Origin of the sequence: Kitasatospora sp. NPDC058406, from assembly GCF_042722765.1 — a bacterium.
In the GTDB taxonomy this organism is placed as follows: Bacteria; Actinomycetota; Actinomycetes; order Streptomycetales; family Streptomycetaceae; genus Kitasatospora.
Genome location: NZ_JBHXKE010000021.1, coordinates 20,129 through 45,305, shown reverse-complemented (window position 1 = coordinate 45,305; position 25,177 = coordinate 20,129). Strand labels below are relative to the sequence as shown.

Below are 25,177 nucleotides of genomic sequence, written 5' to 3'. Positions count from 1 at the left end.
CGCCGGTGCGGGTCGCGCACACCGCGCACCGGGCCCGGCGACGGTGGCCGCCGCAGGCCCGGCGGATGCCGTCGGGGCCCGGCCGGAGGCCGCCGGTCCCGGTGGCGGTGTGCGCGGTCACCTCACGACTCCAGCGCCGTGCGGAGGTCCCAGAGCGTGCGCCAGGTGCCGGCGCCCTGTTCGGCGCGCCGGCGGACCGGGCCGTCCCAGTAGCCGAGCAGGCGGGCGCCGTCGGCGGGGTCGTCCTTGCGGACGACCCCGATGAGCTGGCCGGGCAGGCGCCCGAGCAGGTCGCCGCCGTCGGGGAGGTAGGCCGCGGTGACGCCGAGGGCCGTGGCCACCGAAACGGCCTCGGCGGTGCTCATCACGGTGGACGGGCGTTCGACGTCCCAGCCCTCGGTGGAGCGGCCGGTCCGCAGGTCCCGGAAGGCCGTGACCAGCGCCTCCAGGACCGCGTCGTCGACCGCGTAGGGGGCGCCGGCACGGGCGACCGCGGCGGTGGACTGACGCCGGACCAGCTCGACCTCGGCGGCCAGGCTGCCGATCGGACCGACCGTCTCGAAGTTGAACCGTCGCTTGAGCGCGGCGGACATCTCGCTGACGCCCTTGTCCCGCAGGTTCGCGGTGGCGATCAGGGTGAAGCCGGGCACCGCGTGCAGCTGGCCGTCCGGACTCCCGGCCAGCTCCGGGACGGCGATCCGCCGTTCGGAGAGGAGCGAGACCAGGGCGTCCTGGACCTCGGGGAGGCACCGGGTGACCTCCTCGACCCGGGCGACCGCGCCGGTGGTCATCGCGGTGAGCACCGGGGACGGCACCAGGGCCTCCCGGCTGGGGCCCTTGGCCAGCAGGAGGGCGTAGTTCCAGCCGTACTTGAGCTGGTCCTCGGTGGTGCCGGCGGTGCCCTGGACGGTGAGTGCGCTGGTGCCGCAGACGGCGGCGGCCAGGAGTTCGGAGAGCATCGACTTCGCGGTACCGGGCTCGCCGACGAGCAGCAGGCCGCGCTCGCCGGCGAGGGTGACGACGCACCGCTCGACGAGGGCCCGCTCGCCGACGAACTTCTGCTCGATGGCGAGGCTCTTCCGCCCCGCCTTGAGCTTCTCGCCGTCGCTGCCCATCACGAAGGTGATGACGGCGCGCGGGGTGAGGCGCCAGCCGGGCGGCCGGGGGCCGGAGTCGTAGGCGGCGAGGAACTCCAGTTCGGCGGCGTGGCGTTCCTCGGGCGGGACGACCTGCCGGGCGGCCGCAGGTTCCGTGGTGGTGGGGGTGGTCATCGGCGGGCCTTCCTGCGCTTGCCGGTCTGGAGCTCTTCGTAGCCGGGGGTGTCCCCGTCGGTGACGCGCTGCCAGGCCCGGGTGAACAGCTCCGGGACGGCGTGGCGGGGCAACGCGGTCCGGTGGGTGGGCAGTTCGTAGAGCCCGGCCTTCCAGGTCTCGGCGGGCAGGGCGGGAGTCTTGGCCTCCTGCCAGCCGCCGGGGAGGAAGAGGGTGCGGCCCGCCCGGGCCCGCTTGGCCTCCAGGACCAGTCCGGATCCGGCGAGTTCGGCCCGGGCCCGCTTCAGGCGGGCGGGCTTCCAGCCCGTCCAGCGGGCGGCGTTGCGGTCGGTCGGGTCGGGGAGGGCGAGCAGCTGGAGGTAGAGCGCGGCGGCGTCCTCACCGAGCTCGTGGGTCTTGGCCACCTCGGCGACGAGGTCGGGCACGCTGACCTGCGGGTGGTGCGGCCAGGACAAGTCGGACCCGTCGGCCCCGTCGGCCCCGTCGGGGTCCGGAGCCGGTCCGGCTCCCGGCAGGGCGGCCAGCCGGTCGAGCTCGCCGCCGAGGATCGTCCGGATCGCGAGCACCTGGTCCGCGAACCCGTAGCCCTCGGCGAGGCCGCCGAGCAGCTCCAGCACCGGGTCGTCGGCCCCGGTGAGGCCGGCCGGGCGCAGCCAGATCTGCTCGTCGCCGTGGCCGGGCGACAGGACGACGGCGTCGCCGCACCGGACCAGGCCGTCGGTGTCGGCGCCGCCCTCGACGGGCAGGCCGAACCGGGAGCGCAGCACCTCGGAGACCGGGCGGCCCTTGACGGTCTGCACGTAGCCGTAGCTCAGCAGCAGCTCGGGGTCCGCGAGGCGGGCGCGCAGCGCGACGGCGGCCCCGGGCAGCGACGGGCGCAGCGGGCTCTCGTAGGGCAGGTGGTAGGCGAGCCAGCGGACGGCGTCGACGGCGCCGGTGAGGCTGTCGTACGCCGGCAGGGCGGCGGGGTCGTCGGGGCGCAGGCGCAGTGAGCCGTCGTCCTCCTCGGGGCGGAGCCGGTGGCGGGTGGTGCGGCTGAGCCACGGGGTGCGGGCGACGTTGAGGATCTCCTCGATGTGCGCGATGGTGGCGCCGCTGACGGTGGCCTGGATCTCCTCGGGCAGGGTGACGAGCCTGCCGAGGCGTTCGGTCCAGAGCGCCGCGGCGGCCGCGGTGTCGGGGCCGTCGGTCCAGAGGCTCGCCGGGTCCGCGGGCAGCAGGGCCGCCCAGACGTCGGTGAGGACGGTCCGGTCCCGGTCGCGGACCCAGTCCCGGGCGGCCTTCGCCTCGGAGGACTTGAGGCCGTACTCCTTGAGCCGGTCGGCGGGCAGCGGCGCGCCGTACCACTGGACGAGGGCGGCGGTGGGGCTGAGCAGGAGGGTGGCGCGGACGGCGCCGATGCCGCTGCGGTCGCCGAAGTCGGCGGCGCGCTCGGCCCGGTGGGGGATGCCGCCGTGCAGGGCGAGCAGGGCGGTGAAGCGGGTGACCCAGTCGGCGGTGAGGGTCTCCTCGGTGCTGCGCTCCTGCTCGGCGCCGAAGTGCGCGACCTGTCCGAACGCTCCCGACGGGTCGTGGTCGACGGCGAGCCAGTGCACCCGGTCGTTCTCGTGGTGGCGGCAGCCGAGGATGACGACGGTGCGCTCGCCGTGCCGCCACACCTGGCCGGCCCGCTTCTCGTGCTTGCCCTTGGTGGCCTTGGGGTCGGTGAGCGGTTCGGTGAGGGTGACCTCGCGGACCGTGGCGCCGCGGTCGGCCAGGGGGCCGGCGGTGAGTTCGGTGAGCAGCAGCGCGAGCGAGGCGCGTGCGGCGTCGGAGGTGAGCGGGGCGGCGGCGGCGTAGGCGGCGGTGCCGAGCCGGCCGAGCAGGTGCAGCCAGCCGTGGTGGTTGTCGTCACCGTGCAGCTTGATCCGGTGCGGCGTCGTCCAGCTCTCGCCGGTGGCCGCGGGCGGTGCGGCGAGGACGGCGGTGACGGCCCGGAGGTTGTTGAGGACGCGCCAGTTGGCGGACCGCTCCCAGTTCCGGCCGAAGCCCCCGATGTCCGGCAGCAGGAGGGTGACGGCCTCGCCGAGGTCGTAGTCGGAGCCGTGCTCCGGCCGGTAGGCGAAGGCGGTGGTGCCGCTGTCCGCGGAGGCCTCGGCCTCGGCCTCGGGCTGCGGGACGTACCGGGAGATCGTGTCGAGCAGGTCGGCGGCGGTCCGGGCGAGCCCGGTGACCCCTGCGAGCAGCAGCCGGTCCCCGATGCCGGGGAGGATCCCGGCGACGTCCTGGACGGGGAGCCCCTTCTTGGCCTTCTTGCCGCTGACCAGCCGGCGGCGCACACCCTGGGTGGTGAGCCAGAGCTGGCGCTCCTCGGGGACGGGCTCGGCGTCGACCGGCCAGGCCGCGTCGATCAGCCGGGCGGCCTGCTCGGCGGTGACGGTGCGCAGGTGGCGCGAGCCCTCCTCGTCGCGCGGCCGCAGGACGTGCCAGTAGGGCAGCGGGGGCACCAGCGCGGTGCCGGCGGCGCCGCGGCCACCGGGGCGGCAGAACCGGACGTCGGCGGTGGCTCCGGCGGCGTCGCCCTCGACGACGGCCGGCCCGGCGACGGTACCCGTGGCCGTGGCGCCGTCGGTCGGCAGCACGAAGGCGAGGTGGTCGTTGGGGAGTTCGACGAGCAGCGGGTGGGCGCCACCGGGCAGGCCGAGCCGGCCGAGCGGGTAGAGCTTGGCGTGGTCCCTGGTGTTGTGCAGGACGAGGGTCGTGCCGTCGGCGGTACCGGTGGTGACGCGGCCGCCCTCGACCCGGAGCCAGCTGCCGACCGCGGAGCCGTCCGTGCCGAGCGGGGTGTCCTCCAGCCCGGGCCGGAGGGGCAGCAGCAGGGTGCGCCGGACGTCGAGCCGGCCGGCGGCCGCGGTGGCGGCGATCCGGGGCGGTTCGGCGGCGCGGCCGAGGGTGCCGGTGGCCGGGTCGAGTTCGGTGAGCGCGGCGGTGCCGCGGCCGTGGCGGACCGTCCAGTAGCCGGTGCCGTCGCCGAGGACCTGGTACTCCTCGGGCATCCGGGTGTCACCGGGGTGCAGCGGGCGCTCGCCGGTGCTCCTGCCGCCGCCGGGCAGCGGGAGCGACGGCTGGTCGGGCTCCTGGGACCCGCCGTAGTAGTAGGCGATGGTCGCGCCCCCGAGGTCGAAGATCTCGGCGGGACGGCTGGACCAGTAGGCGCGCTGCTTGCGCTCGTGGAACCAGGCGACCAGCAGCTCGCCGTCGACGAAGCGGAACCGGGGCCGCTGCCAGGACTCCTGCTTGTCGGGGATGCGGACGGCGTGTTCGAGGAGGATGCCCTCCGCGCCGACCACGAGGGCCTGGTCCCCGCGGACCAGGATGAGGTGCGGCCAGGCGTCCTCCAGGATGAGGCCCTCGGGGAGCGTCTTGCTGTCGCCGAAGCCAGGGGCCTCACTCTTCTTGACACCGAGCCGGGCGAGCGCCTCCTCCAGCGCGGGCCAGCCGAGTTCGTCGAGGATGCCGGTGCGCAGGCTGCGGGCGAGCAGGCCGGCCACGTCGAGCGCGGCGATCCGCTCGGCGGCGGCCGGGTTCTCGGTGCGGATGGCGGCGCGGCTGGAGGACAGCCCGCGCAGCAGTCCGACGGCGGTCGAGAGGCCGCGGACGGCGGCGAGCTCGTCGGCTCGCGCGTCGGACCACTCGACGAACAGCTCGCGCAGCACCGGTACCGCCGTCACGCCCTTGGTGCCGGCGGCCTTCCAGACGTCGGGGACGGCGGCGCGCAGGGACGGCCGGAAGCGGGCGTCGGCGGCGACGGCGGCGAGGTCGCGCCCGTCGGTGCCGGAGGCCTGGACCCAGCCGGAGAGGTGGAAGGTGTGCCCGTCGGACGGGTCGGCGACCGGGACGCCCTCGGCGAGCAGCAGATCGAGGAGTTCGATCTGGGTGGCACTGCGGCGCACCCCGGTGAAGAGGTCGACCGGGACGGCCTCGGCGCGCAGGCGCGCCGCCATCCGCGCGGCCAGGGCGAGGGTCTCGGCGCTGAGGCCGCGATCGCGCCAGCCGCGGCCGAGGTGGTTCACCCAGCGCTGAAGCCAGGCGGCGGCGGGTTCCGCGGGCGCGCCGCCGTCGATCGGCTCGGCGGAACCGGCGGGCGCGGCCGAACCGGTGACGTCGGTGAGCAGCCGGTCGGCGCCGCTCTCGGAGAGGACGGTGAGCCAGGCGGTGTCCTGGCCGTCGCGGTCGTCGGAGCCCGCGGGGTCGGGCAGGATCTCCAGCAGGCGGGCGCGGACGGTGTCGTCGCGCCGGGCGAGCTCGATGATGGCGTCGTGCCAGCTCTTCCAGAACGCGGTGGGTGCCCGGTTGACGGCGGGCGAGGCGAGCAGCTCGGCGAGCAGGACCCGCTCGTGCTCGTCGCGGTCGAGGCCGGCGGCCCGGAGCAGGGCCCGGGCGTCCTCGGCGACCCCCGCGTAGGGGGCCATCCCGGCCGCCGAACGCTCGGTGCAGAGCTGGCTGAACCGCTGCCAGGCGGTCACCGGGTCCAGCCGGACGCTCAGCTCCTTGACGTACTGGCGGAGCGCCTTGACGGTGAGCGCGCCGGCGAGGGCGAACTCCAGGAAGACGGCGCGCAGCCGCTCCTCGTCGACGGTCAGGTTGTGGGTGCGCTCGGCGTCGCGGGCCTTGCCGAAGAAGGTGCTCGCGTAGGTCTGGTTGCCCTGTTCGAGGAAGATCCGACCGACCTGCTCGCAGTAGGTGGGCAGGAAGTGCGGCACCGCGCGGCCGAGCCGCTTGGCCAGCTCCTCGAAGCCGTCCTTGGCGTGGCCGGGCTTGGACTTGGCCTGGCGGGCGAGCCGCTCCATCTCCTTGACCAGCGCGAGCGCGTGGTGGCCGTTGGCCGGGTCGTGGACCAGCGCCCAGGCCGGGAAGCCGAGCGCCTCCTGCCGGACCTGGCCGACCTCGGCCGGTTCCCCGGCGGGCACGAGGCCGAGGAAGTCCACCGCGAGGTCCTCGGCGGGACCGAGCGCGCCGGGCACCAGGCGGACGATCCGGCGCTCGCCGAGCACCGGGTGGGCGTAGCTGCGGGCGGTGAGGACGTCGGCGACGGCGTCGGGCGCGCCGGCGCCGGGCAGGGTACCGGGCGGAAGGACCGCCCCGGCGTCCAGCAGGCGCTCGCTCAGTTCGGTCCCGCGTGCGGTCCCGCGCTCGGCTCCGGTGGTGCTCATTCGGCTTCCTCCCCTTCGATCGTGCGGCCGGCGTACAGCGCGGCGGCCATCCGCGTCCCCTCGGACCAGGCGACCGGTCCGACCTCGGCGAGCGGCAGGACCTTGCCGTCCGGGCCCGCCCAGCTCAGCGAGCCCGTCTCGCACTCGTCGTACTCGTAGTAGTCGCCGACCCAGACCCTGGCCTCCAGCGCGCGGCCGTCCTCGACCACGGGCAGCACGGCGTGACCGCCGCGGACCCGGTAGCCGAGCCGGGCGCACCGGCCGAGCAGGTCGCGCAGCGCCGCGTAGTGACCACCGGCGTAGGTGTCGACCTCGGTGCCGGTGGTGTCGGCAGGCCGGTGCCAGACCTCCCGGTACAACTGCTGGACCTGCTGGGAGACGCCGAGTTCGACGGCGAACTCGCGCAGCTCGTCCAGGTCGGCCAGCAGGACCGGGTGGGGTATCAGCAACTCGTCGGCGGTCAGGCGGACGGTGTCGCCGTCGAGGTCGACCAGGCCGATCCCGCGCTCGGCGTCGGCACCGCGCAGGAACCCGGCGACGGCGCCGTCGGAGCCGGTGACGACCAGGTCGCGCAGGACCTCCTGCCAGGCCTCGTCGGCCCAGACGGCCGTGACGACGGCGGCGGGCACCGGCAGCGAGCGGACCATCCACCGCTCGACGCTCTCCAGGCAGCCGCGCCGGTGTGCGGCCAGCCACTCGGTGAGCTGCTTGAGCCCCACCACCACCGGATCGTCGTTGAGCTTCGACGGAAGGCTCTTCAGCGGACGCCCCGCCGCATTCCGGCAGAGCACCTTTCCCTCTTCGTCGAGGGCGACTTGATAGCCACCCGCACCCGTATCCACCCACGCCACGGCCGCTCTCCTCCCAGCTGGTCGGTCAGTGATGGAAGGAACGTAACGGGACACACTGACAACGCCACCGGCGGGGGCTGGCCCCGAGCGGATCCCGATTCCAAACCCCTCGAACGAATGAACTAGCGCAGCACAGAACGGCAGCGCAGAACGGCTGCGGAACGGCCGCGGAACAGCTGCGGGAAACGGCCCCGGCGCACGGACGCCGGGCGCCCCGGGGAGCGGGGACGCGGACCGGAGGCCCGGCGCGGGGCGGCGGAACGGGGCGGCGGAACGGGGCGGCGGAACGGCATGACCGGCAGACGGGTCCCGCCGGCAGGGCGGGCCCGGCGAGCCGCTACGAGACGGTCAGGCGGAGGATGCGGTCGTCGCCGGGGCGCGGCTCATCGCGGCCGTCGGTGTTGTTGGTGACGAGCAGCAGCGTGCCGTCCCGGTCGGCCACGACGGTCCGCAGCCGGCCGTAGTCGCCCGACAGGAACTCCTGCGGCTCAGATGCGAGTTGATCCCCGTTGAGCGGGACGCGCCAGAGCCGCCCGCCGCGCAGCGCGGCCAGCCAGACGGCACCGTCGGCGTAGGCGATGCCGCTCGGGGAGGCGTCGGCGGTACGCCACCGGGCGACCGGGTCGGTGAACTCCGGGCGACCGCCGACGCCCTCCACGGTCGGCCAGCCGTAGTTGCCGCCGGGAGTGATCAGGTTCAGCTCGTCCCAGGCGTCCTGGCCGAACTCGGAGGCCCAGAGCCGGCCCTGGGGATCCCAGGCGAGGCCCTGCACGTTGCGGTGGCCCAGCGACCAGACCGGCGAGCCGGGGAACGGGTTGCCGGCGGCGGGTGCGCCGTCCGGAGCGAGACGGAGGATCTTGCCGCCCAGGGAGTTACGGTCCTGGGCGAGTGCCTTGTCGCTCGCGTCGCCGGTACCCGCGTAGAGGAAGCCGTCCGGACCGAAGCCGATGCGGCCTCCGTTGTGCCGCGAGCCGTGCGGGATTCCCTTCAACAGGACTTCGGGAGCGCCGAGTTGCTCGCCCGCCGGACGGGTCGGGTCGTAGTCCAGCCGGATGATGCGGTTGTCGTCGGCGGTGGAGTGGTAGGCGTACAGCCGGTGATCGGTGGCGAATCCGGGCGAGAGGGCGAGTCCCAACAGGCCGCCCTCCCCACCGGAGGCGACGCCGGCGACGGTGCCGACGTCGGTCCTCGCGCCGCCGTCGGCCGCGACTCGGACGATCCGGCCGTCGTCGCGTTCGCCGACGAGGAGGTCCCCGTCCGGAAGGACGGCCAGGCCCCAGGGGGCGTCGAGGTCCTGCGTGACGGTCGCCCGGACGTTCACCGCCGGTGCGGCGGGGGGCGTGGCGGCCGGGGAGGTCGCGGGCGCCGTCGCGGGTGTCGTCCCGGCGGCCGTCGGCACGGGGGCCGGCGAGGAGGCGACGAGCGTGCCGGTGGGTGCCGGGTCGGCGGCGCGGTCCGGCGCGGCGGCGGAGGAGCAGCCCACGACGGCGGCCGGTCCGAGAAGCAGGGCGAGCAGGGCGGCGGCGGAGCGGCGGAGCATCGGTGACCCTCCCGGAGGCGGCAGGCGCATGGCGACACGAACGTCCGGCGGACGCTCTCCCAGCAGACCACATCGCCGGACGGCACGGTCAGCAACCCGCCGCGCCCGCACGGCCGACCGGGCGGTCCCGTCCCCGCCCTCGCTCCGGTGGAGCACCGCACAGGGGGGGCGGGCACCTGCCGCCGGGCGAACTCGCCCGATTCCCGCACGGGCCGCGACATTCATCAGTAAGGTGTCACATGTGACGCATCTTGCGAACGGCGTGATCCGCCCGTTCTGGCCCGCCACCGACTATCCGGCGCTGGCCGCGCTCCTGTCCTCCGCCGGGCCGGAACAGGTCACGGCGGCGGAGCTCCGGGCGCAGGACGAGGTGATGCCTCCCGTCGGCAGCCTTGCCACCGACCCCGACGGCCTCCTGATCGGGCACGGCCGGATCCGTCTGGTGGATCCCGGGCCGAGCGGCGGGCTCCTCGCGTTCGCGACCGCATGGCGGGCTCCCTGGACGCCGCCGGGCGACGTCGCCTCGCTCGTCGTCGGCACGCCGGGCCGGGCTCCGGAGCTCCTGCTCCCCCTTCTCGACGGGATCGAGGACTGGGCCCACGGCGCGGGCGCGCGCCGGCTGCTCGGCGAGCTGCCGGACCACGGCGAGTCCGCCGGGGCCGCGCCCGACGCCGACGGAGCCGACGCCCACCGGACCGCCGGCGGAAGCGAGGGCGACGGCGAGGGGCGAGACAGCACCGACGACAGCGGCCGGAGCGCGCGCGGCAGCGGCCACGCAGGACTCCTCGATCTGCTCATCGCCCGTGGCCACCGCATCGACGCCCACATCCGCACCGCCACGGCCCGGCTGGAGCCGCGCACCCTCGCCCCGCCGCCACCCCTCGGCATCGACCTCCGCACGCTCGCCACCTCCGGCGCACCGCAGCCGGCCCGGCAGCTCCACCGGCTCTACCGCGAGACGTTGAGCGACAACCCGGGCTTCACCGACGCGGTGCCCGGCTTCGAGCGCTGGCACGCCGAGGCGTTGTCCGGCCAGGGCTGCCGCCCGGACTGGGTGTTCACCGCCGAGGCCGCCGGCCGGATCGTCGGCGTCACGGCCGTCCGCGAGACCGCCGACCCGCGCGTCTGCCACATCGACTTCACCGGCGTCCTGCGCTCCTGGCGCGGGCGCGGACTGGCCCGGACGCTCAAGCTGCACGCCGCCCGACACCTCGCCTCCCGTGGCGTGCGGACCGCGTGCACCGAGGTCGAGGCGTCCAACATCCCGATGATCGCGGTCAATTCGGCTCTCGGGTACGAGTGGGGCCCCGGCCACCGCCGGCTGGTCAAGCTCCTCCGGCCCGCCGGGAACCGCCGACCGCAACCGCCCTCCGGCCGGCGCGAAGGCCCGAACGCCGTCCGCCCGTAGCGCGGTCGACCGACACCCACGGGCACACGGCCGCCACCCGCCCCGGGGGCGACGGCACACGCCCACCCGGGGCACCCGCCCAAGCCCCGGTCCACACCCCCGACCGCGCCCCGCTCCGCACCCCCGACCACCTTCCCGCCACGGCCTCCCGCCCGTCCTCCCGCCCCTCCGGGGATCATTGACACCTCCTCAGATGCCATTTAACGTGTGGCATGTGAAATGGCACAGGCAAAGGGGGAGCAATCATGCCTGGTGAGACTGCACTTGACGAACAGGTTTCCTCGATCGTCCGGGCGGCGGGGCTGGTCCGGCCCGGAAACCGTTTCTTCGCGAACGCGCGGCTGGTGGACGACGTCCCGCCCGCGAACGCACTCGCCGTGGCGCGGCAGTGGGAGGCCATGACCAAGGCCTTCATGTTCACCACGATCGGCGGACTCGGCGCGGCCGCCCGACACTTCGCCGCGCAGGAGGCCCCGGGGCGGGAGACCCTCGCGGCCTTCCAGACCGCATTCCGGGTGATCGGCGACGACCTGGACAACCTGGCGGACGACTTCGGCGCGGTGGCACCGGGCGGAGCGGCGGGCATCCACTACCTGTGGTGGGCGGACTCGATCGTGGCGCCGCTGGTGAAGGCCTCGGGCGAGGAGTCCGCGCCGGCGCTGCCCGCGGGCGTCGCCCGGCTGCTGGAGGCGATGGACGCACTCGCCGACCACCGACTCGGCGCGGCGGTCCAGTTGCGGGTGGTGGAGGCGATCGCGCTGGACATCGCCGTCGCGTTCCGGCGCGTGTACAGCAAGGTGCAGGTCGGCGGGGAGAAGCTGTTCGCGGACTCCGACGCGCTGGTGTGGATCGACGCGCACATCAAGGCCGAGACCAGCCACGCCAAGTCGGTCAGCGACGAGGAGACCGGCATGACCGCGCTGGTCGAGGGCGAGGAGGACGCGGCCGAGCTGCTGCGGCTCGCCACCGGGTACGCGGCCCACTGGGCCGACGCGCTCGACGACTTCGCCGACCAGCTCTCCGGCCCGCTCGCCGCCGGGACCCCGGCGCAGGCCACGGCGCAGGCCACGGCGCAGGCCTCCGCGAGCTGATCCGGGGAAGGACGTACGGAACCAAGTGAACAACGAGCCACTGAACGACGTCGTCGACGCGGTCAACGCGCTGCGCGGCTCGGTCCGGCGCGACGAGCTGCGGGACGAGGATTTCCTCAAACGCCTTTCGCACGAGCTGACTTCGTCACCGGCCCTGCGGAACCTGCCCGCCGCGCAGGCGCTGGCCGAGGACGTCCTGACGTTCACCGAGGACCCCCGGCTGCTCCGGACCAAGGCGCACATCAACGGCAGGAAGGACGGCCACGTCCTCTCCCTGTTCGACGCGTCCTACTTCCCGACCCTCTCCCTGGACTTCCTGGCCTACCGGCCGCTGCCGACCGACGAGGGCCTGGAGGTCCGGTACCCCAGCCCGACCCTGCCGGTCACCATCGAGCGGATGTCGAAGGGCTTCGAGGCCCGACCGGTCGTGGCGCTCTTCCCGGAGAACCACCTCGACGGCCGGCAGGAGAGCGGCGACCTGATCTTCTACTTCATCGACAAGTTCGTGGAACGGCACCTGCGCCTGACCCGCCTGCTCACGCGGCACGTCATGGCACCGGGCTCCTTCCCGCTGGTCGAGACGGCGGGGCCGGCGGAGGTCGAGCAGGCGTCGTCCTGGTGGGTGCGGCTGCACGAGTACCACCACCGGCAGGGCGACATGCCCATCCCGGACTTCCTCCCGGTGAAGAAGCTGAAGCCACTGGCCGGCCTGGAGGAGCTGCGGGTCGACGTGTCCGCGATGCTCGCCTGCCTCCACGACCCGGGCCTCCCGGAACGCGACGCACGGCTCGCCTACGAGTACATCCTGTCCGAACGGCTGCTGCGCTACGCCGTCGAGGGCATCCCCCGGCCCAACTACGACGCCGTCGCTTCGCAGTTGCTGTTCAACTACCTGCTCGCCGCGGACGGCATCCGGGTGCACGGCGGCCTGATCCATCTGCGGCCGGGCCTGCCCGCCGTCCTCGCCGAGTTCCTCGGCGAGATCCAGGGCATCGAGCGACGGATCCACCGTGAGCCGGCGGAACAGGTCCAGGACCGGCTCCTGCAGTTCACCAACCGGTACACCGACTACGACGAAGCGGCGAAGGACTACCGTCACATCCCGTTCTTCGCCGACGCCAAGCAGAGGTTGGGCGTGTGAGTACGACGAACGCAACGACGAGCAGCACGACGAACACGACGACGACCACGACGGCGAGCGCGCCGGCGAGCGCGCCGGTGCGCACGTCGGCGATCAGGATCCCGATCTTCCAGGTGGACGCCTTCACCGACCGGCTCCTGTGGGGGAATCCGGCGGCCGTCTGCCCGCTCGACAGCTGGCTGCCCGCACCCGTCATGCAGGCCATCGCCCTGGAGAACAACCTCCCGGAGACCGCCTTCATCGTCCGGAACGGGGACGCCTACGACCTGCGCTGGTTCACCCCGGCCACCGAGGTGGACCTGTGCGGGCACGCCACGCTGGGCGCGGCCCACGTCGTCCTGACCCACCTGGAGCCGGACTGGGACGAGGTGACGTTCCACTCGGCCAGCGGACCGCTCGTGGTCGCCCGGCAGGGGGACGGCGACCGGTTCGGGCTGACCTTCCCCGCCCTGGAGTTCACTCCTGTGGACCCGCCGGCGGACCTGCTCCGCGGGCTGGGACCGGTGGCACCCACGGCGGTCTACCGGTCGATGGACTACATCGCGGTCTACGAGAACGAGGCACAGGTCCGCGCGGTGGTGCCGGACCCGCGCGCGCTCTCCGCGCTCGACCTGCGGGGCGTCGTCGTCACCGCGCCGGGTGACGGGGCCGACTTCTGCTCGCGGTTCTTCGGGCCGAAGCTGTCCATCCCCGAGGACCCGATCACCGGGTCGGCGCACTGCGCGCTCGTCCCGTACTGGGCGGAGCGACTGGGCCGGACCCGGCTGCACGCCCACCAGTTCTCGCCCCGGCTGGGCCGGACCCGCACGATCAGCCTCGACTGCGAGCTGACCGGCGACCGGGTCGGCCTGATCGGCGCGGCACGACCGTACATGACCGGGGTGATCCAGCTCTCCGAGGAGGACCTCGACCAGAGCCCGGATCCCGCGCGGCGCCCCTGACCGGGGCTCCGCCCGGACCCCACACCCCAGCCCCCCGTCCAGACCCAGACCCCAGAGGGACGACATGCGCACCAATCGAGTTTTCCACGCGGTGGACTCCCACACCGAGGGCATGCCCACCCGGGTGATCACCGGCGGCGTCGGGGTGATCCCCGGCGCGACGATGGCCGAACGCCGGATCCACTTCCGCGACAACCTCGACCACATCCGCACCCTGCTGGTGACCGAGCCCCGTGGGCACGCGTCGATGAGCGGGGCCATCCTCCAGCCGCCGACCCGGCCCGACGCGGACTGGGGGGTGCTGTTCATCGAGGTGTCCGGCTACCTGCCGATGTGCGGCCACGGCACGATCGGTGTGGCGACCGTACTGGTGGAGACGGGCATGGTCCCCGTGACCGAGCCGGTCACCACGGTGCGCCTGGAGACCCCGGCCGGCCTGGTCGTGGTCGACGTGGCGGTCACGGACGGGGTCGCGAAGCACGTCACCCTGCGGAACGTGCCCGCCTTCGCGGAGCGGCTGGACGCCGAGCTGGAGGTGCCCGGGTTCGGCACCGTCCGCTACGACGTGGCGTACGGCGGCAACTTCTACGCGATCGTGCGGCTCGACGACTACGGGCTGCCGTTCGACCGGAAGGCCAAGAACGAGATCACGGCCGCCGGGCTGGCCACCATGCAGGCGATCAACTCGACCGACGAGCCGGTGCACCCGGAGGACGCCCGGATCCGCGGTGTGAAGCACGTCTACTTCGAGGCGCCCGGCTCGGACGCGTCGTACTCCCGTCACGCGATGTCCATCCACCCGGGCTGGTTCGACCGGTCGCCGTGCGGGACGGGCACCAGCGCGCGGATGGCGCAGCTGCACGCACGCGGCGAGCTGGCGATCGGCGCCGACTTCGTCAACGAGTCCTTCATCGGTTCGAAGTTCACCGGCCGCCTGGTCGAGGAGACGACGGTCGCGGGCCGTCCGGCGGTCGTGCCGACCGTCACCGGACGGGCCTGGATCACCGGCACCGCGCAGTACTTCCTGTCGCCCGACGACCCGTTCCCGGCCGGCTTCGAGCTCTGACCCGACCCCTCCCCGGCCTCTGGAACAGAAGGGCACGCCTCTCCATGGCCTCCGTGATACTCGGCCGCATCCCGTTCGACGACGAGCGCCTCGCCAAGGACGTCGCCCGCCTGGCGAGCCTCCCGGTCCCGCAGGAGCCGTACCAGGTGTTCACCACCGGCACCTGGCTGAACCTCAACCTGTGGAACGCCTCCGGCGACCACGGCGACGGTTTCTGGTACGGCCACGAGCAGCGGCCGGGGCAGCCCACCGAGCTGCTCGACGAGGTCCCGTACCTCCGCGAGGTGCTGGCCGAGTGGTTCGACGGGAGCCGGCTGACGATGGTGCGCGGGCGCAACGTCTCCGAGTTCTCGATCATCCCGCACCGCGACTTCATCGAGGCCGGGGACGTCACGGAGTTCTTCCGGGTGATCGTCTTCCTGGAGGACAACGAGCACGCCGTCAACTCCGACGAGGACATGGTCTTCCACATGCGCAAGGGCGAGGTGTGGTTCCTGGACGCCGCCCAGATCCACGCCGGGATGAACATGTCCTCGCGCAGCCGCTGGTCGCTCTGCCTGGACTTCGCTGCCGGTCCGGGCTTCCGGCCCGCCGACATCTTCGCGCGGCCCGAGCTGTACCGGCCCGACCTGGAACCCGCCCTGGTGGAGCGGCGGCCGGCCGCCGCGGACCTGCCGGAACGGCTGCGCGCCCTGGGCACCGTCGTCTCCCGGTACAACATCAAGGACATCGCGTTCCTGCTCGGCCGGATCCACTTCGCCGAGGAGGTGCCGATCGGGGCCTCGTGGGACTGGCTGGTCGACATCACCCGGGAGTCCGGCGACCCGGAGCTGATCGACATCGCCGAGCGCGCCAGGAAGTTCTTCGTCCTCTCCCGCGAGGTCGGCGAGGACTTCGCCTTCCTGCCGTGCTGAGCGGACCCGACGAGGGGCGGTCGCCGCGGGCGGAACTGGTCGAGCACATCACCGAGGTCTGGCGGGACGTGCTCGGCGTGGACCGGATCGACCCCGACCAGGACTTCTTCGAGCTCGGCGGTCACTCGCTGGGGGCGATCCGCACCGCCTCCCGGCTCGGGGAGGAACTCGGCCGCGACCTCTCGTTGCGGGTGATCTTCGAACACCGCACGGTCGACGCGCTCGCCGCCGCGATCGTCAACGACGACGGGGTGGCATGAGCGGCACTGACGACACCGACCGCACTTCCCGCGCGAGCGGCACGGGTGGCACGAGCAGCACGGGTGGCACGAGCGGGACCGACGACCTGGCGGGAGTGCCGGGCATCTTCCGTGCGGTGTCCGGCGCGGCGGACTTCGCGCGCGCCGTCGCCGCGTTCGGGTCCGGGGCGGAGGACGCCGTCCCGGTGTGGATCGGCGACCGCTCCGACCTCCTGGCGGCCCTCGACCTCGCAGCGGGCCTCTACCCGGCCCGGCGGCGCCCGCCGGTGTGCGCGGCGGGGGTCGTGGTGGGGGACGTGCCGGCGACGATCCGCGCGTTCGCCCGCCCGCTCGCCCGGCACTGGACCGAGCACGGCGCGCCGGCGGCGCACGGGGCCGGCCGCACCACCGGCGCGCCGCCCGCGGACGACGGCCCGCTGGTCGTCCTCGGCCGGTACGAGGACCTCCGGATGGACGTCATCGGCCCCGTCCTGGTGGACGCGTACGCCCGCGGCCGGGACGTCTTCCTGCTGACGGGCCGCGACCTCCACTCGCTCACCTGGGCGATCGCCAAGCAGTACGGCGAGGTCCACCCCGACGGTGCGACCGGGCTGTTCACCGACCTCGACACCCGGCCGGTGGCCACCTCCGCGACCTATCACGACGCACGCACCGTCAGCGGCGCGGACCTGGTCCGCCTCACCGCCGAGCGGGTCTGGCGACGGGTGCTGGTCAGCGGGCACGGCACCGAGGACAGCATCAACCTCGGCGCGCACACGGTGTGCGGGCTCAGCCCGGCCGCCGGCCCCGGCCGGTCCGGGCCCACCTGTTCGTACGGCCGGGGCTGCTACAAGCCCGAGGACAAGCTGATCCCCGCCCACCGCGTCCGGGCCGCCGAGTTGGTGCTCAGCGGCTGCGACAGCGGCGCCCTGGCGGACCTCGCCACCTACGACCCCCGCTACCAGCTGCTCCTGAACGCCGTCGACGGCCCGGCCCAGGCGGTGGTCGCCGCGCTCTCCATGCACCAGTCGGCCCGCGTCGAGAACCTCGTCTGGCTGGACTCGGCGGACGGGGACGGGAGCACCGCCCGGCGGCTGAACGCGAGCCTGTACGCCCTGCACCCGTACCCCACGTTCATCCAGGTGGGGCTGCCGAGTTCGGCCTACCCGGGGGCCTCGTCGCCCCAGGAACCGGCCGGGGCACCGGCCGTGGAGTCGGCCGTGGAGCCGGACGGCGGGCCGACCGGGAAGGCGGCCGCGGGGTCGGCCGTGGAGTCGGCGACCGAGCAGGCCGGGTGGGTCGGCGGCCTCTCGGCCCGGGCCCAGGGGTTCCTCATGACCGGCATGCTGCCGGCCGCGCACCCGCTGCGAGAGCCGCTCGGGCAGCTGGCGGAACGGGCCGAGCTGACGGCCGTCCGGCCGGTCATGGGTCCGGCCGCCGACCGGGAGGCGTTCGTCGGCACGCTCCGGGAGGAGGCGCGGGTGCTCGACCGGGCGATCGCCGTCCGCATGTCGGAGCGGCCCGACGACCCGCTCTCCGAGTTCCCCCGCTTCTTCGGCGACCGGAGTTCGGTCGCGCGGACCGAGGCGGTGACCACCCCCTGCGTCCTGTGCGGGCGGGAGGCCTGGCAGTACCCGCGCCGCGGGTTCACCTCCCGGGTCCCGCTCACCACCGCGCACGTCTGCCTGAGTTGCGGCCCGGTCGGCTACTGGACGGACGGCGCGGCGCGGCTGCTCGGTGCCGCCTCCGCCGCGACCGTCCCCGCCGGCGGGACGCTGCGGATCGAGGTGCCGGTCGTGCCGTCGCGCCCCGGGCCGGTCCAGGTCGGCGTGCTCCTGCCGTGGAGCGTCCGGGCCGCCGTCTCGCCGCCGGTCCAGACCGTCGGACCGGGGGCGGCCGGGTCCGACCGGCGGGCGGGGCGGCCGAGTGCCGTCTTCGAGGCGCACCTCGACGCGTCGGCCCCGCCCCAGGAGCACCACTTCACCGTCTTCGCGGTGCAGGACCTCGCGTTGTCCCTGCTCCGCTGCCCGTTCGCCGTCCTTCCGGCCGGGGAGGTCTAGATGAACCGGACCCTCCACGCGGCGGTGGCCCGCCGGGCCCTGCTGACGCCCGACCGTCCGGCGCTGGTCGAGCCCGGAACGACCGTCACCTACCGGACCCTCGACCGCGCGGCCGACCACCTGGCGTCGCTCCTCACGGACCTCGGCATCGGGCCGGGAAGCCTGGTCCCCGTGATCCTCCCCCGGTCCGCGCGCCTGGTCATCGTCCAGTTGGCCCTGCTGAAGTGCGGCGCGGCCTACTCCGTGCTCGATCCGGGGTGGCCCCCCGCGCGGTTGGCGTCGCTGGTCGGACGGCTGCGGTCGCCGCTGGCGGTGGCGGACGAGGCGGTGGCCGCCCGGGCGGTGACGGACCTGGCCGGGGCGCAGGACCCCGGGCCGGGGGGACCCGGACCGACGGACGGGCACGGCTTCCCCGTCTGGACGCCGCCGCTGGAACCCCCGGCCGAACTCGCGGACCGGGCGGGCGCACCGGTGCGGCGGGCGGCCGACGGCGAGTCCCCCGCCATGGTCATCTTCACCTCGGGGACCACCGGTTCACCGAAGGCCGTGGTCCTGCCGCACCGGGCGGCACTGCGGCTGTTCGACGGGACCGGCCCGGCGTCGTTCGGCGCGGGCCACGTCATGCCGCAGGTGTCGAACGCGGCCTGGGACATGTACGCGCTGGAGGTGTGGGGCACGCTGGTCGCGGGCGGGACGTGTCTCCTCCCCGGCCCGGGCGCCCCGCTCTTCCTCCCGGATTCGCTGCGTGCGGCGGTCGCCGGGCACGGTGCCGACACGGTGCACCTGCCGACTTCCCTGTTCAACCTGTTCGTCGACGTGGACCCGGGCTGCTTCACCGGTCTGCGGGCCGTCCTGGTCAGCGGCGAGGCGATGTCCGGCGCCCACGCGGGCCGGTTCGTACGGGCCCATCCGACGGTCCCGCTGGTGAACTGCTACGGGCCGGTCGAGTGCTGCATGTTCGTCTCCTGGCACCGGGTCTCGCTCCCGGACTGCGACCGGCCCGACGGCGTGCCGCTCGGCACGGCGGCTCCCGGGACACGGCTCCTCGTCCTCGCGGACGCCGGAGCGGACAGCGGCGCGGACGTCGACGGCTTCGGCGACGGCTTCGGCGAGATCTGCCCGCCCGGAAAGGAGGGCGAGATCTGCGTGGCCGGCGAGGGCCTGGCCCACGGCTACCTGGGACAGGCCGGCCTGACGGCGGAGAAGTTCCGCACCCTGACCCTCGACGGCGTGCCCACCCGGGTGTACCGCACCGGCGACCGGGGACGGGTGGACGACGACGGCCTGCTGCACTATCTCGGCCGCGGGGACCGCCAGGTGAAGCTCCGCGGCTACCGCGTGGAGCCCGCCGAGGTGGAGCGCGCCGGGCGCGCCGTCCCCGGCGTCCTCGACTGCGCCGCCGTCCCGGTCCGCGAGGCCGACGGAAGCTGCCAGTCGCTGCTGCTCGCCTACACCGTGCGGCCGGGCGAGGAGGCCGACCGTGCGGCCGGCTCCGCCGACCCGCTCGGGGTGCGCGCCGCCCTGGCCGCGGTGCTCCCCGGGTTCCTGGTGCCCGCCCGTGCCGTGGCCGTCGCGGCCCTGCCGCTGACGCCGAACGGAAAGTTGGACCGTGCCGCCCTGGAGGACTGGGGACGCACGCAGAACCGAAGGAACAATCATGGCTGATCGCCGACCTCGCCTGCTCGTCGTGGGACTGGACCGGTACACCCTCGACGCGTGCGTCCGCCTGGACGTGGACGCCGTCGTCGTCCGCGGCGCGGCGTCCCGGGACGACGGGCTGATGAGCGTGCCGCCCGAGCTCACCGTGCTGGACGTCGACGACCAGAGCAGCGTCGAGAGCGTCCTGGCGGCACTGCGCCGGGCCGGGCCGGACGCCGGCGGCTTCGACGCCGTCCACACCTCCGACGAGTTCTCCATGGTCACGGCCGGCGTCCTGGCACGCCACCTCGGGGTGCCGGGACTCGACCCGGAGGTGGCGATCCGGTTCCGCGACAAGTCGCTGCAGAAGCGCGCGGTCCGCGGGGCCGGGCTGCCCACCGCGGACTACCTGGTCGTCGACGACGTCCTCGACGTCACCCACCTCGACGAGCTGCCGTTCTCGCCCGCCGTCCTGAAGCCGGTGGCCGGGGCCGCCACGTCCTTCACCTCCTCGGTCCGGTCCGTCGAGGAGCTCCGGGCGCGGAGCGAGGAGTACCGGCAGCAGAAGCCCGCCCAGCGCACGTTCCTGCTGGAGGAGCACATCGGCGGCGACGAGTGGTTCGTGGACGGGGTCGTCTTCGGCGGGGAGCTGCTGTTCCTCGCCGTGGGCGCCTACGGCGACCCCTGCCTCACCGCGCTGGAGAGCGGACAGCCGCTGTGGCTGCGCCACTTCGACCCGGTCCGGGAGGCCTGGGTGTACGAGCGGGCCCGGGGCGTGGTCGAGTCCGCGCTCGGGGCGCTGGGCCTGCACGACGGGTCGTTCCACATGGAGCTCTTCCACGACGCGGCGTCCGGGTCGCTGACCTTCGGCGAGTGCGCCGCACGGCGCGGCGGCGGGCTGATCCACGAGCAGATCCAGGCGAAGTTCGGGGTGAACGTCGCCGAGTGCGCCGTCCGGATCGCGCTCGGCGCCCGCCCGGAGATCAAGCCCGAGGTCCGGCCGGAGATCTTCGGCGGCACCTACCTGCCCGGCCGGCCGGGGACGCTGCTCGGCTGCCCGACGGCGGCCGACCTCGTCGCCCTGCCGCAGGTGGAGTTCGCGCGGGTCGAGCACCCGGTCGGCACCCGGTTCGCGGCCGGGCCGGCCAACACCAGCCAGCGGGTGGGGCAGTTCATGGTCGTCGCGGAGTCGGTCGAGGAGCTCACCGGGCGCTTCGACGAGGTCCGGCGCTGGTTCGACGAACGGCTGTGGGTGCTGCCCGAGCACCTGACCACCGGCGGGCGGCGGGAGTTCCAGCGGGCCTGGCAGCCGGGCGCCGACTTCGGGGACACCCTGTGGCGGTGACGAGGTCCCGCCCGCCGGCGGGCCGGCCCGGCGCGGCCCGGCTGTCGGCCGCGCTGCTGCCGTCCGACCGGGGGCAGCGGGTGGTCGCGCTCACCTCCTTCGTGCACAGCCTGGGCACCGGGATGTCGGTCGCCGCCGGGGCGCTCTTCTTCACCCGGATCGTCGGACTGCCCGCCTCCCAGGTGGCCGTGGGCCTGTTCGCGGCGGCGATGACGGGCCTGCTGGCCGGGGTGTACGTCGGCCGGCTGGCGGACCGGTGGGGGCCCAAGCGCGTCCAGCTCGTCGTCGCGGTGTGCGGGACGGTGGTCAACACCGGTCTCCTGCTGGTCGACGCGTTCTGGACCTACCTGGCGGTCTCGGTGCTCTCCGGCGCCGTGGTCGCGGCGAGTTGGTCCACCCTGGCACCGCTGGTCCGCGCGTTCGGCGGGGACTCGCCGGCCGTGTTCCGCGGCTACCTGCGGTCGGTCGGCAACCTCGCGATCGCACTCGGCGCCGTCGCGGCGGGCTTCGCCGTCCAGGTGGACACCCGGGCGGCCTTCCTCACCGTCATGATCGCCCGCTCCCTGACGTACCTCGTCTCCGGGCTGATCCTGCTCCGGCTCCCGCCGTTCACCCTGGAGGGCCCCGCGGTCACGACCGACGCGGCGCACGCCGCCGACCCGGGAGCCGCGCCCGCCAGCGTGACCGGCTCCGAGTCCGCCACCGAGTCCGCAGCCGGGCCCGGTGGAGTCGCCGGCCGCGGCTGGGCGGCGCTGCGCGACCGCACCTACCTGACCGCGACGGCGGTCAACGCGGTGATGTCCCTGCACTTCGCGGTCCCGACGTTCCTGCTCCCGCTCTGGATCGCGGACCACACCGCGGCGCCGCGCTGGACCATCTCCGGCGTACTCGTCCTGAACACCGTCCTCGTCGTCGTCCTCCAGGTCCGGTTCAGCCGGGGCGTCGCCGACGTGCCGTCCGCCGGGAACGCGATGCGCCGGGCCGGGCTGGCCGTCGCGGCGGGCCTGATCCTGATGGCGGTGGCCGGGACTCCCCCGGGCTGGCTCGCCACCGTCGCCCTGGCCGCCGGGATGGCCGCCTACACGCTCGGCGAGATCTGGCACACCGCCGCAGCCGCCGAGTACTCCTTCGGGCTGGCCCCGGCCGAGGCACAGGGCCAGTACGCCGGGGTGTTCGGCCTCGGGCACGGGCTCGCCGAGGGCGTGTCACCGGCCGTCCTGAGCGCGCTCCCGCTCGCCCTCGGGCTGCCCGGCTGGCTGGCCCTCGCCGTGATCGTGCTGGCGACGGGCGCGATCTGCCGGCCCGTCATGGACCGGATGACCGGTCCGCGGCCCGCGCCCGCAGCGGTGGGCGTCGGGGCGAACCTCACCTGACGGCACGAACCGGGGACCGTGCAGGCGCCACCCGTCGGAACCCGACGGGAGACGCGCCACGTCGTCCGGGGGCGGACCCGCCCGGCGAACCGGCGCGGGCCGGGTGCGTCCCGGCGACGCGCCCCGTGAGGAGGGGCGCGCCGCCGGAGTCTCTGGGTGGGGCGAGCTGCCGTACGGGCCGCCCGGGCCGGCCCGGCTACGCCGCCCGGGTCGGCGCACCCGGCCGCGCCGGCCCGCTCACCCCGGGGCCGTCGGCCGCCCCTCTCACCGCGGCACCCCGGCGGCGTCCAGGAAGGTGCGGAACTTGGCGCTGGTCTCGGCGAGTTCGGCCTCGGGCCGGGAGGCGGCGACCACGCCGGCCCCCGCGTACACCCGCAGGGTGCGTTCGTCGGCCTCGGCGCAGCGCAGGGTGACGACCCACTCGCCGTCGCCGTTCGCGTCGCCCCAGCCGACCATCCCCGCGTACAGGCCCCGGTCGAACGGCTCGATCTCGCGGATCGCCTCCCGGGCGAGCGGTGTCGGCGTGCCGCAGACCGCCGGGGTCGGGTGCAGGGCCGTGGCCAGCTCCAGGGCGGAGACGGCCGGGTCGGCCAGTTCGGCGGTGATCGTGGTGGCCAGGTGCCACATCGCGGCGGTTCGCACCAGGGTGGGCCGTTCCGGCACGTCCAGGGTGCGGCAGTACGGGGCGAGCGCGGCGCTGATGGCGTCGACCACGACCGCGTGCTCGTGCAGGTCCTTGGGCGACTCCAGGAGCGCGGCGGCCCGGCGGACGTCCTCCCCGAGGTCCGGGCTGCGCGGGACGGAGCCGGCCAGGGGGTTGGCGAGGACGGCGACGCCCCGGCGGGAGAGCAGCAGTTCGGGGCTGGCCCCGATCAGGGTGCGGCCGGACCCTGCGGGCAGCGCGAAGGTGTAGCCGCCGGGGTCGCGCCGCGCGAGGCGCTGGAGGATGGCGGGCAGGTCGAGCGGCTCGGCGGCGCTCAGTTCCAGCGTCCGGGCGAGCACCACCTTGCTCAACTCGCCCTCCTGGAGCCGTCGGACGGCCTCGGCGACGCCGGCGCCGTAGGTCTCCGGCGCGGGCACCGGCCGGACGTCCCACTGCACCCGGTCGGCGGGCGGGGCGGGCAGCGCGATCAGCGGGTCGTCGCACAGCGCGCCGCAGGCGCGGACCCTGACGGGGACCGCGAGTTCGGCACGGCTGTCGTGGTCGAACGCCACGGCGCCCACCACCAGCGGGTTCTCCACGCCGTCACGGCGGGCCTGCGCGAGCGTTTCGGCGACCCGGACGGGCAGCGGGCGGCCGTCCTGCGGGACCTCGGCGTGCACGCCCTCGGCGAGCAGCGTGCGGGTCGGGGAGGCGAAGAACGCCTGGTCGGGAGCGGCCCGGTACTGACCCAGCAGTCCGCTGGCCGCGCCGATGACGGCGTGGTCCGCCCCGGCGGGGGCGTGATGCACCGTGGTCACCTGGATTCCCCCAGTCTGTGAGCGGCGGCCGAGGCGGCGAATGCGGACTGCTGCACAGGAAATCCCCTCCGACCAGCAACATTAGGCAAGCCTAACCTAACACAATCGAACGATTCCGCCGAGAGGTCCTTCACGGCTTCCGGGTCGGACCGCGAGGGCCCACAGGACGCCGGGGGCACCCGAAGGTGGACGCAACGTTGCGTCTGGTGTTACGGTCCGGTCGAGACGCAACGTTGCGTCCATTCTCGCGAATCGTCCCGCCCACCGGCACGGACCGGCCGCCACCACCCTCCCCCTGCTCTCCTTCTCCTCAGAGGAGCCTCCGCATGCCCTCCGCCCCGCCCGGCCGCACAGGCCCGCCCGGCCGTTCCGCCCCGCTCGCCCGGGCCGCCGTCGCCCTCGCGTTCTGGGTCACCATGGCCGGCACCACCGTCCCGACCCCGCTCTACTCGCTCTACCAACACGCCTTCGGGTTCTCGCCGTTCATGGTCACGGTGATCTTCGCCGTCTACGCGCTGGGCGTCGTCGCCGGACTGCTCGCACTCGGCCGACTGTCCGACCAGATCGGCCGGCGCCCGGTCATGGCCACCGCCCTGCTGCTCGCCGCGGCCGCGGCCGGACTGTTCGAGGCCGCCGACTCGCTGCCCTGGCTGCTCACCGCCCGGGTGCTCTCAGGCTTCGGCGCGGCACTGATCACCGGCGCCGCGACCGCGGCCCTGCTCGACCTCGCCGCGCCCGAACGACGGCTGCGCGCCCAGACCCTGGCGCTCGCCGCCAACATGGGCGGCCTGGCCGGCGGCACCCTGTTCTCCGGCATCCTCGCCGAATGGGCCGGCTCGCCGCTCCGACTGCCCTGGACGGTGACCCTCGTGCTCACCGGCATCACCCTGATCGGCCTGTCCGCCGTCCCCGAGACCGTCCCCGCCGAGATCCGCGCCGGCGGGATCCGCCTCCGCTTCCAGCCCCTGCGCATACCGGCCGACATCCGCCCCGCCTTCCTGCGGGCCGCGCTCGCCGGCGGTTCCGGCTTCGCCGTGAGCGGCGTGCTGACGGCGGTCAGCGGGCTCTTCCTCGCCACCGTGCTCGACCTGCACAACCACGCGCTGACCGGCCTGGTCGTCGCGCTCGCCTTCCTCTCCACCGCCGTCGGGCAGCTGCTCGTCCGCGTCCTCCCCCCGGCCCGCACCCTGCCGCTGGCGTGCGCCGGACTGGTGCTGGCCGCCGCCCTGATCGCCGCCGCGCTGCTGACCGGGACGCTGGCGCCACTGCTGCTCGGCGCCTGCGTCAACGGACTCGCCACCGGTACCGCCATCGGCACCGGGCTGGGCACCATCAACGGCGGCGTGGCCCCCGAGCGGCGCGGCGAGACGGTGTCCACCTTCTTCGCCGTGCTGTTCTCGATGCTCTCGGTGCCGGTCATCGGCGTGGGCGTGCTCATCCAGGCCACCGGGCTGCGCACGGGCGGGGTGACGTTCAGTGCCGTGGTCGCGGCACTGGCGGTGGGCGTCGCGGCCGGCCTGGTCCGACGGACCCGCGAGGCGACGGGGGCGGAGGAGTCCGGCACCCCGGGTCCGGCCGGCACCCCGGGTCCGACCGGAGCGAACACCGCAGGTCCGTCGGCGGCCCTGGCCGAGGAGGCATGAGAG

General features: G+C 74.7%; 17 protein-coding genes. 12 read left to right on the top strand and 5 right to left on the bottom strand.

Annotated elements, in window-relative coordinates; genetic code table 11:
- Positions 1–122 precede the first annotated feature (122 nt).
- From ACFWOG_RS06770 to ACFWOG_RS06755, 4 genes are all read right to left on the bottom strand, one after another.
- Entirely contained in the window at positions 123–1,271 is a 1,149-nt protein-coding gene (locus ACFWOG_RS06770; RefSeq protein ID WP_380355464.1) for an AAA family ATPase, read from the bottom strand.
- On the bottom strand, positions 1,268–6,463 hold the full coding sequence (locus ACFWOG_RS06765) for a hypothetical protein (protein ID WP_380355462.1): 5,196 nt from the start codon (positions 6,461–6,463) through the stop codon (positions 1,268–1,270). Before ACFWOG_RS06765 ends, ACFWOG_RS06770 begins: the two co-directional genes overlap by 4 nt.
- Complete coding sequence (locus ACFWOG_RS06760) at positions 6,460–7,314, bottom strand: DUF4132 domain-containing protein (RefSeq protein ID WP_380355459.1); 855 nt, start codon at positions 7,312–7,314, stop codon at positions 6,460–6,462. Before ACFWOG_RS06760 ends, ACFWOG_RS06765 begins: the two co-directional genes overlap by 4 nt.
- Before the next feature lie 337 nt (positions 7,315–7,651).
- Entirely contained in the window at positions 7,652–8,854 is a 1,203-nt protein-coding gene (locus ACFWOG_RS06755) for a PQQ-dependent sugar dehydrogenase (RefSeq protein ID WP_380355456.1), read from the bottom strand.
- A 241-nt stretch (positions 8,855–9,095) separates the two neighbouring features.
- On the opposite strand from ACFWOG_RS06755, the gene ACFWOG_RS06750 reads away from it, so the two are divergent.
- The 11 genes from ACFWOG_RS06750 to ACFWOG_RS06700 all read left to right on the top strand — a co-directional run bounded on the left by ACFWOG_RS06750 (position 9,096) and on the right by ACFWOG_RS06700 (position 22,070).
- On the top strand, positions 9,096–10,262 hold the full coding sequence (locus ACFWOG_RS06750) for a GNAT family N-acetyltransferase (protein ID WP_380355454.1): 1,167 nt from the start codon (positions 9,096–9,098) through the stop codon (positions 10,260–10,262).
- Positions 10,263–10,507: 245 nt separating this feature from the next.
- A complete protein-coding gene (locus tag ACFWOG_RS06745; protein ID WP_380355451.1) occupies positions 10,508–11,353 on the top strand; it encodes a DUF6202 family protein in 846 nt (281 codons plus the stop codon).
- Between the two features lie 25 nt (positions 11,354–11,378).
- Positions 11,379–12,494, top strand: a complete 1,116-nt coding sequence (locus ACFWOG_RS06740; protein ID WP_355401440.1) for a DUF6421 family protein — start codon at positions 11,379–11,381, stop codon at positions 12,492–12,494.
- Positions 12,491–13,435: a PhzF family phenazine biosynthesis protein gene (locus ACFWOG_RS06735; protein WP_380355448.1), complete on the top strand. Its 945-nt coding sequence runs from the start codon at positions 12,491–12,493 to the stop codon at positions 13,433–13,435. The genes ACFWOG_RS06740 and ACFWOG_RS06735 overlap by 4 nt, the downstream gene beginning before the upstream one ends.
- A 64-nt stretch (positions 13,436–13,499) precedes the next feature.
- Positions 13,500–14,501 carry a proline racemase family protein gene (locus ACFWOG_RS06730; RefSeq protein ID WP_329878242.1) on the top strand — a complete coding sequence of 334 codons (1,002 nt, stop codon included), beginning with the start codon at positions 13,500–13,502 and terminating at the stop codon, positions 14,499–14,501.
- Positions 14,502–14,545: 44 nt separating this feature from the next.
- Complete coding sequence (locus ACFWOG_RS06725; protein WP_329878244.1) at positions 14,546–15,415, top strand: aspartyl/asparaginyl beta-hydroxylase domain-containing protein; 870 nt, start codon at positions 14,546–14,548, stop codon at positions 15,413–15,415.
- Positions 15,409–15,675 (top strand): phosphopantetheine-binding protein, encoded by a 267-nt coding sequence (locus ACFWOG_RS06720; RefSeq protein WP_329878245.1) that lies wholly within the window; start codon positions 15,409–15,411, stop codon positions 15,673–15,675. Before ACFWOG_RS06725 ends, ACFWOG_RS06720 begins: the two co-directional genes overlap by 7 nt.
- A complete protein-coding gene (locus tag ACFWOG_RS06715; RefSeq protein ID WP_380355445.1) occupies positions 15,672–17,714 on the top strand; it encodes a hypothetical protein in 2,043 nt (680 codons plus the stop codon). The genes ACFWOG_RS06720 and ACFWOG_RS06715 overlap by 4 nt, the downstream gene beginning before the upstream one ends.
- On the top strand, positions 17,715–19,379 hold the full coding sequence (locus ACFWOG_RS06710) for an AMP-binding protein (protein ID WP_380355443.1): 1,665 nt from the start codon (positions 17,715–17,717) through the stop codon (positions 19,377–19,379).
- Entirely contained in the window at positions 19,372–20,697 is a 1,326-nt protein-coding gene (locus ACFWOG_RS06705; protein WP_380355441.1) for an acetyl-CoA carboxylase biotin carboxylase subunit family protein, read from the top strand. Before ACFWOG_RS06710 ends, ACFWOG_RS06705 begins: the two co-directional genes overlap by 8 nt.
- Complete coding sequence (locus tag ACFWOG_RS06700; RefSeq protein ID WP_380355439.1) at positions 20,694–22,070, top strand: MFS transporter; 1,377 nt, start codon at positions 20,694–20,696, stop codon at positions 22,068–22,070. The genes ACFWOG_RS06705 and ACFWOG_RS06700 overlap by 4 nt, the downstream gene beginning before the upstream one ends.
- A gap of 264 nt (positions 22,071–22,334) precedes the next feature.
- Here ACFWOG_RS06700 and dhbC read toward each other — a convergent pair whose 3' ends face one another.
- Positions 22,335–23,537, bottom strand: a complete 1,203-nt coding sequence (gene dhbC, locus ACFWOG_RS06695; RefSeq protein ID WP_329950969.1) for an isochorismate synthase DhbC — start codon at positions 23,535–23,537, stop codon at positions 22,335–22,337.
- 320 nt (positions 23,538–23,857) lie between these two features.
- Between dhbC and ACFWOG_RS06690 the strand changes: the two genes are divergently transcribed.
- A complete protein-coding gene (locus ACFWOG_RS06690; protein ID WP_380355436.1) occupies positions 23,858–25,174 on the top strand; it encodes an MFS transporter in 1,317 nt (438 codons plus the stop codon).
- Positions 25,175–25,177: the final 3 nt, after the last annotated feature.

What these genes read in the sequence shown, in the direction of transcription:
- ACFWOG_RS06730 (WP_329878242.1), top strand. Translation starts at nt 13,500, where the DNA reads ATGCGCACCAATCGAGTTTTCCACGCGGTGGACTCCCACACCGAGGGC.
- ACFWOG_RS06755 (WP_380355456.1), bottom strand. Translation starts at nt 8,854, where the DNA reads ATGCTCCGCCGCTCCGCCGCCGCCCTGCTCGCCCTGCTTCTCGGACCG.
- ACFWOG_RS06725 (WP_329878244.1), top strand. Translation starts at nt 14,546, where the DNA reads ATGGCCTCCGTGATACTCGGCCGCATCCCGTTCGACGACGAGCGCCTC.
- ACFWOG_RS06690 (WP_380355436.1), top strand. Translation starts at nt 23,858, where the DNA reads ATGCCCTCCGCCCCGCCCGGCCGCACAGGCCCGCCCGGCCGTTCCGCC.
- ACFWOG_RS06770 (WP_380355464.1), bottom strand. Translation starts at nt 1,271, where the DNA reads ATGACCACCCCCACCACCACGGAACCTGCGGCCGCCCGGCAGGTCGTC.
- ACFWOG_RS06710 (WP_380355443.1), top strand. Translation starts at nt 17,715, where the DNA reads ATGAACCGGACCCTCCACGCGGCGGTGGCCCGCCGGGCCCTGCTGACG.
- ACFWOG_RS06765 (WP_380355462.1), bottom strand. Translation starts at nt 6,463, where the DNA reads ATGAGCACCACCGGAGCCGAGCGCGGGACCGCACGCGGGACCGAACTG.
- ACFWOG_RS06705 (WP_380355441.1), top strand. Translation starts at nt 19,372, where the DNA reads ATGGCTGATCGCCGACCTCGCCTGCTCGTCGTGGGACTGGACCGGTAC.
- ACFWOG_RS06715 (WP_380355445.1), top strand. Translation starts at nt 15,672, where the DNA reads ATGAGCGGCACTGACGACACCGACCGCACTTCCCGCGCGAGCGGCACG.
- ACFWOG_RS06745 (WP_380355451.1), top strand. Translation starts at nt 10,508, where the DNA reads ATGCCTGGTGAGACTGCACTTGACGAACAGGTTTCCTCGATCGTCCGG.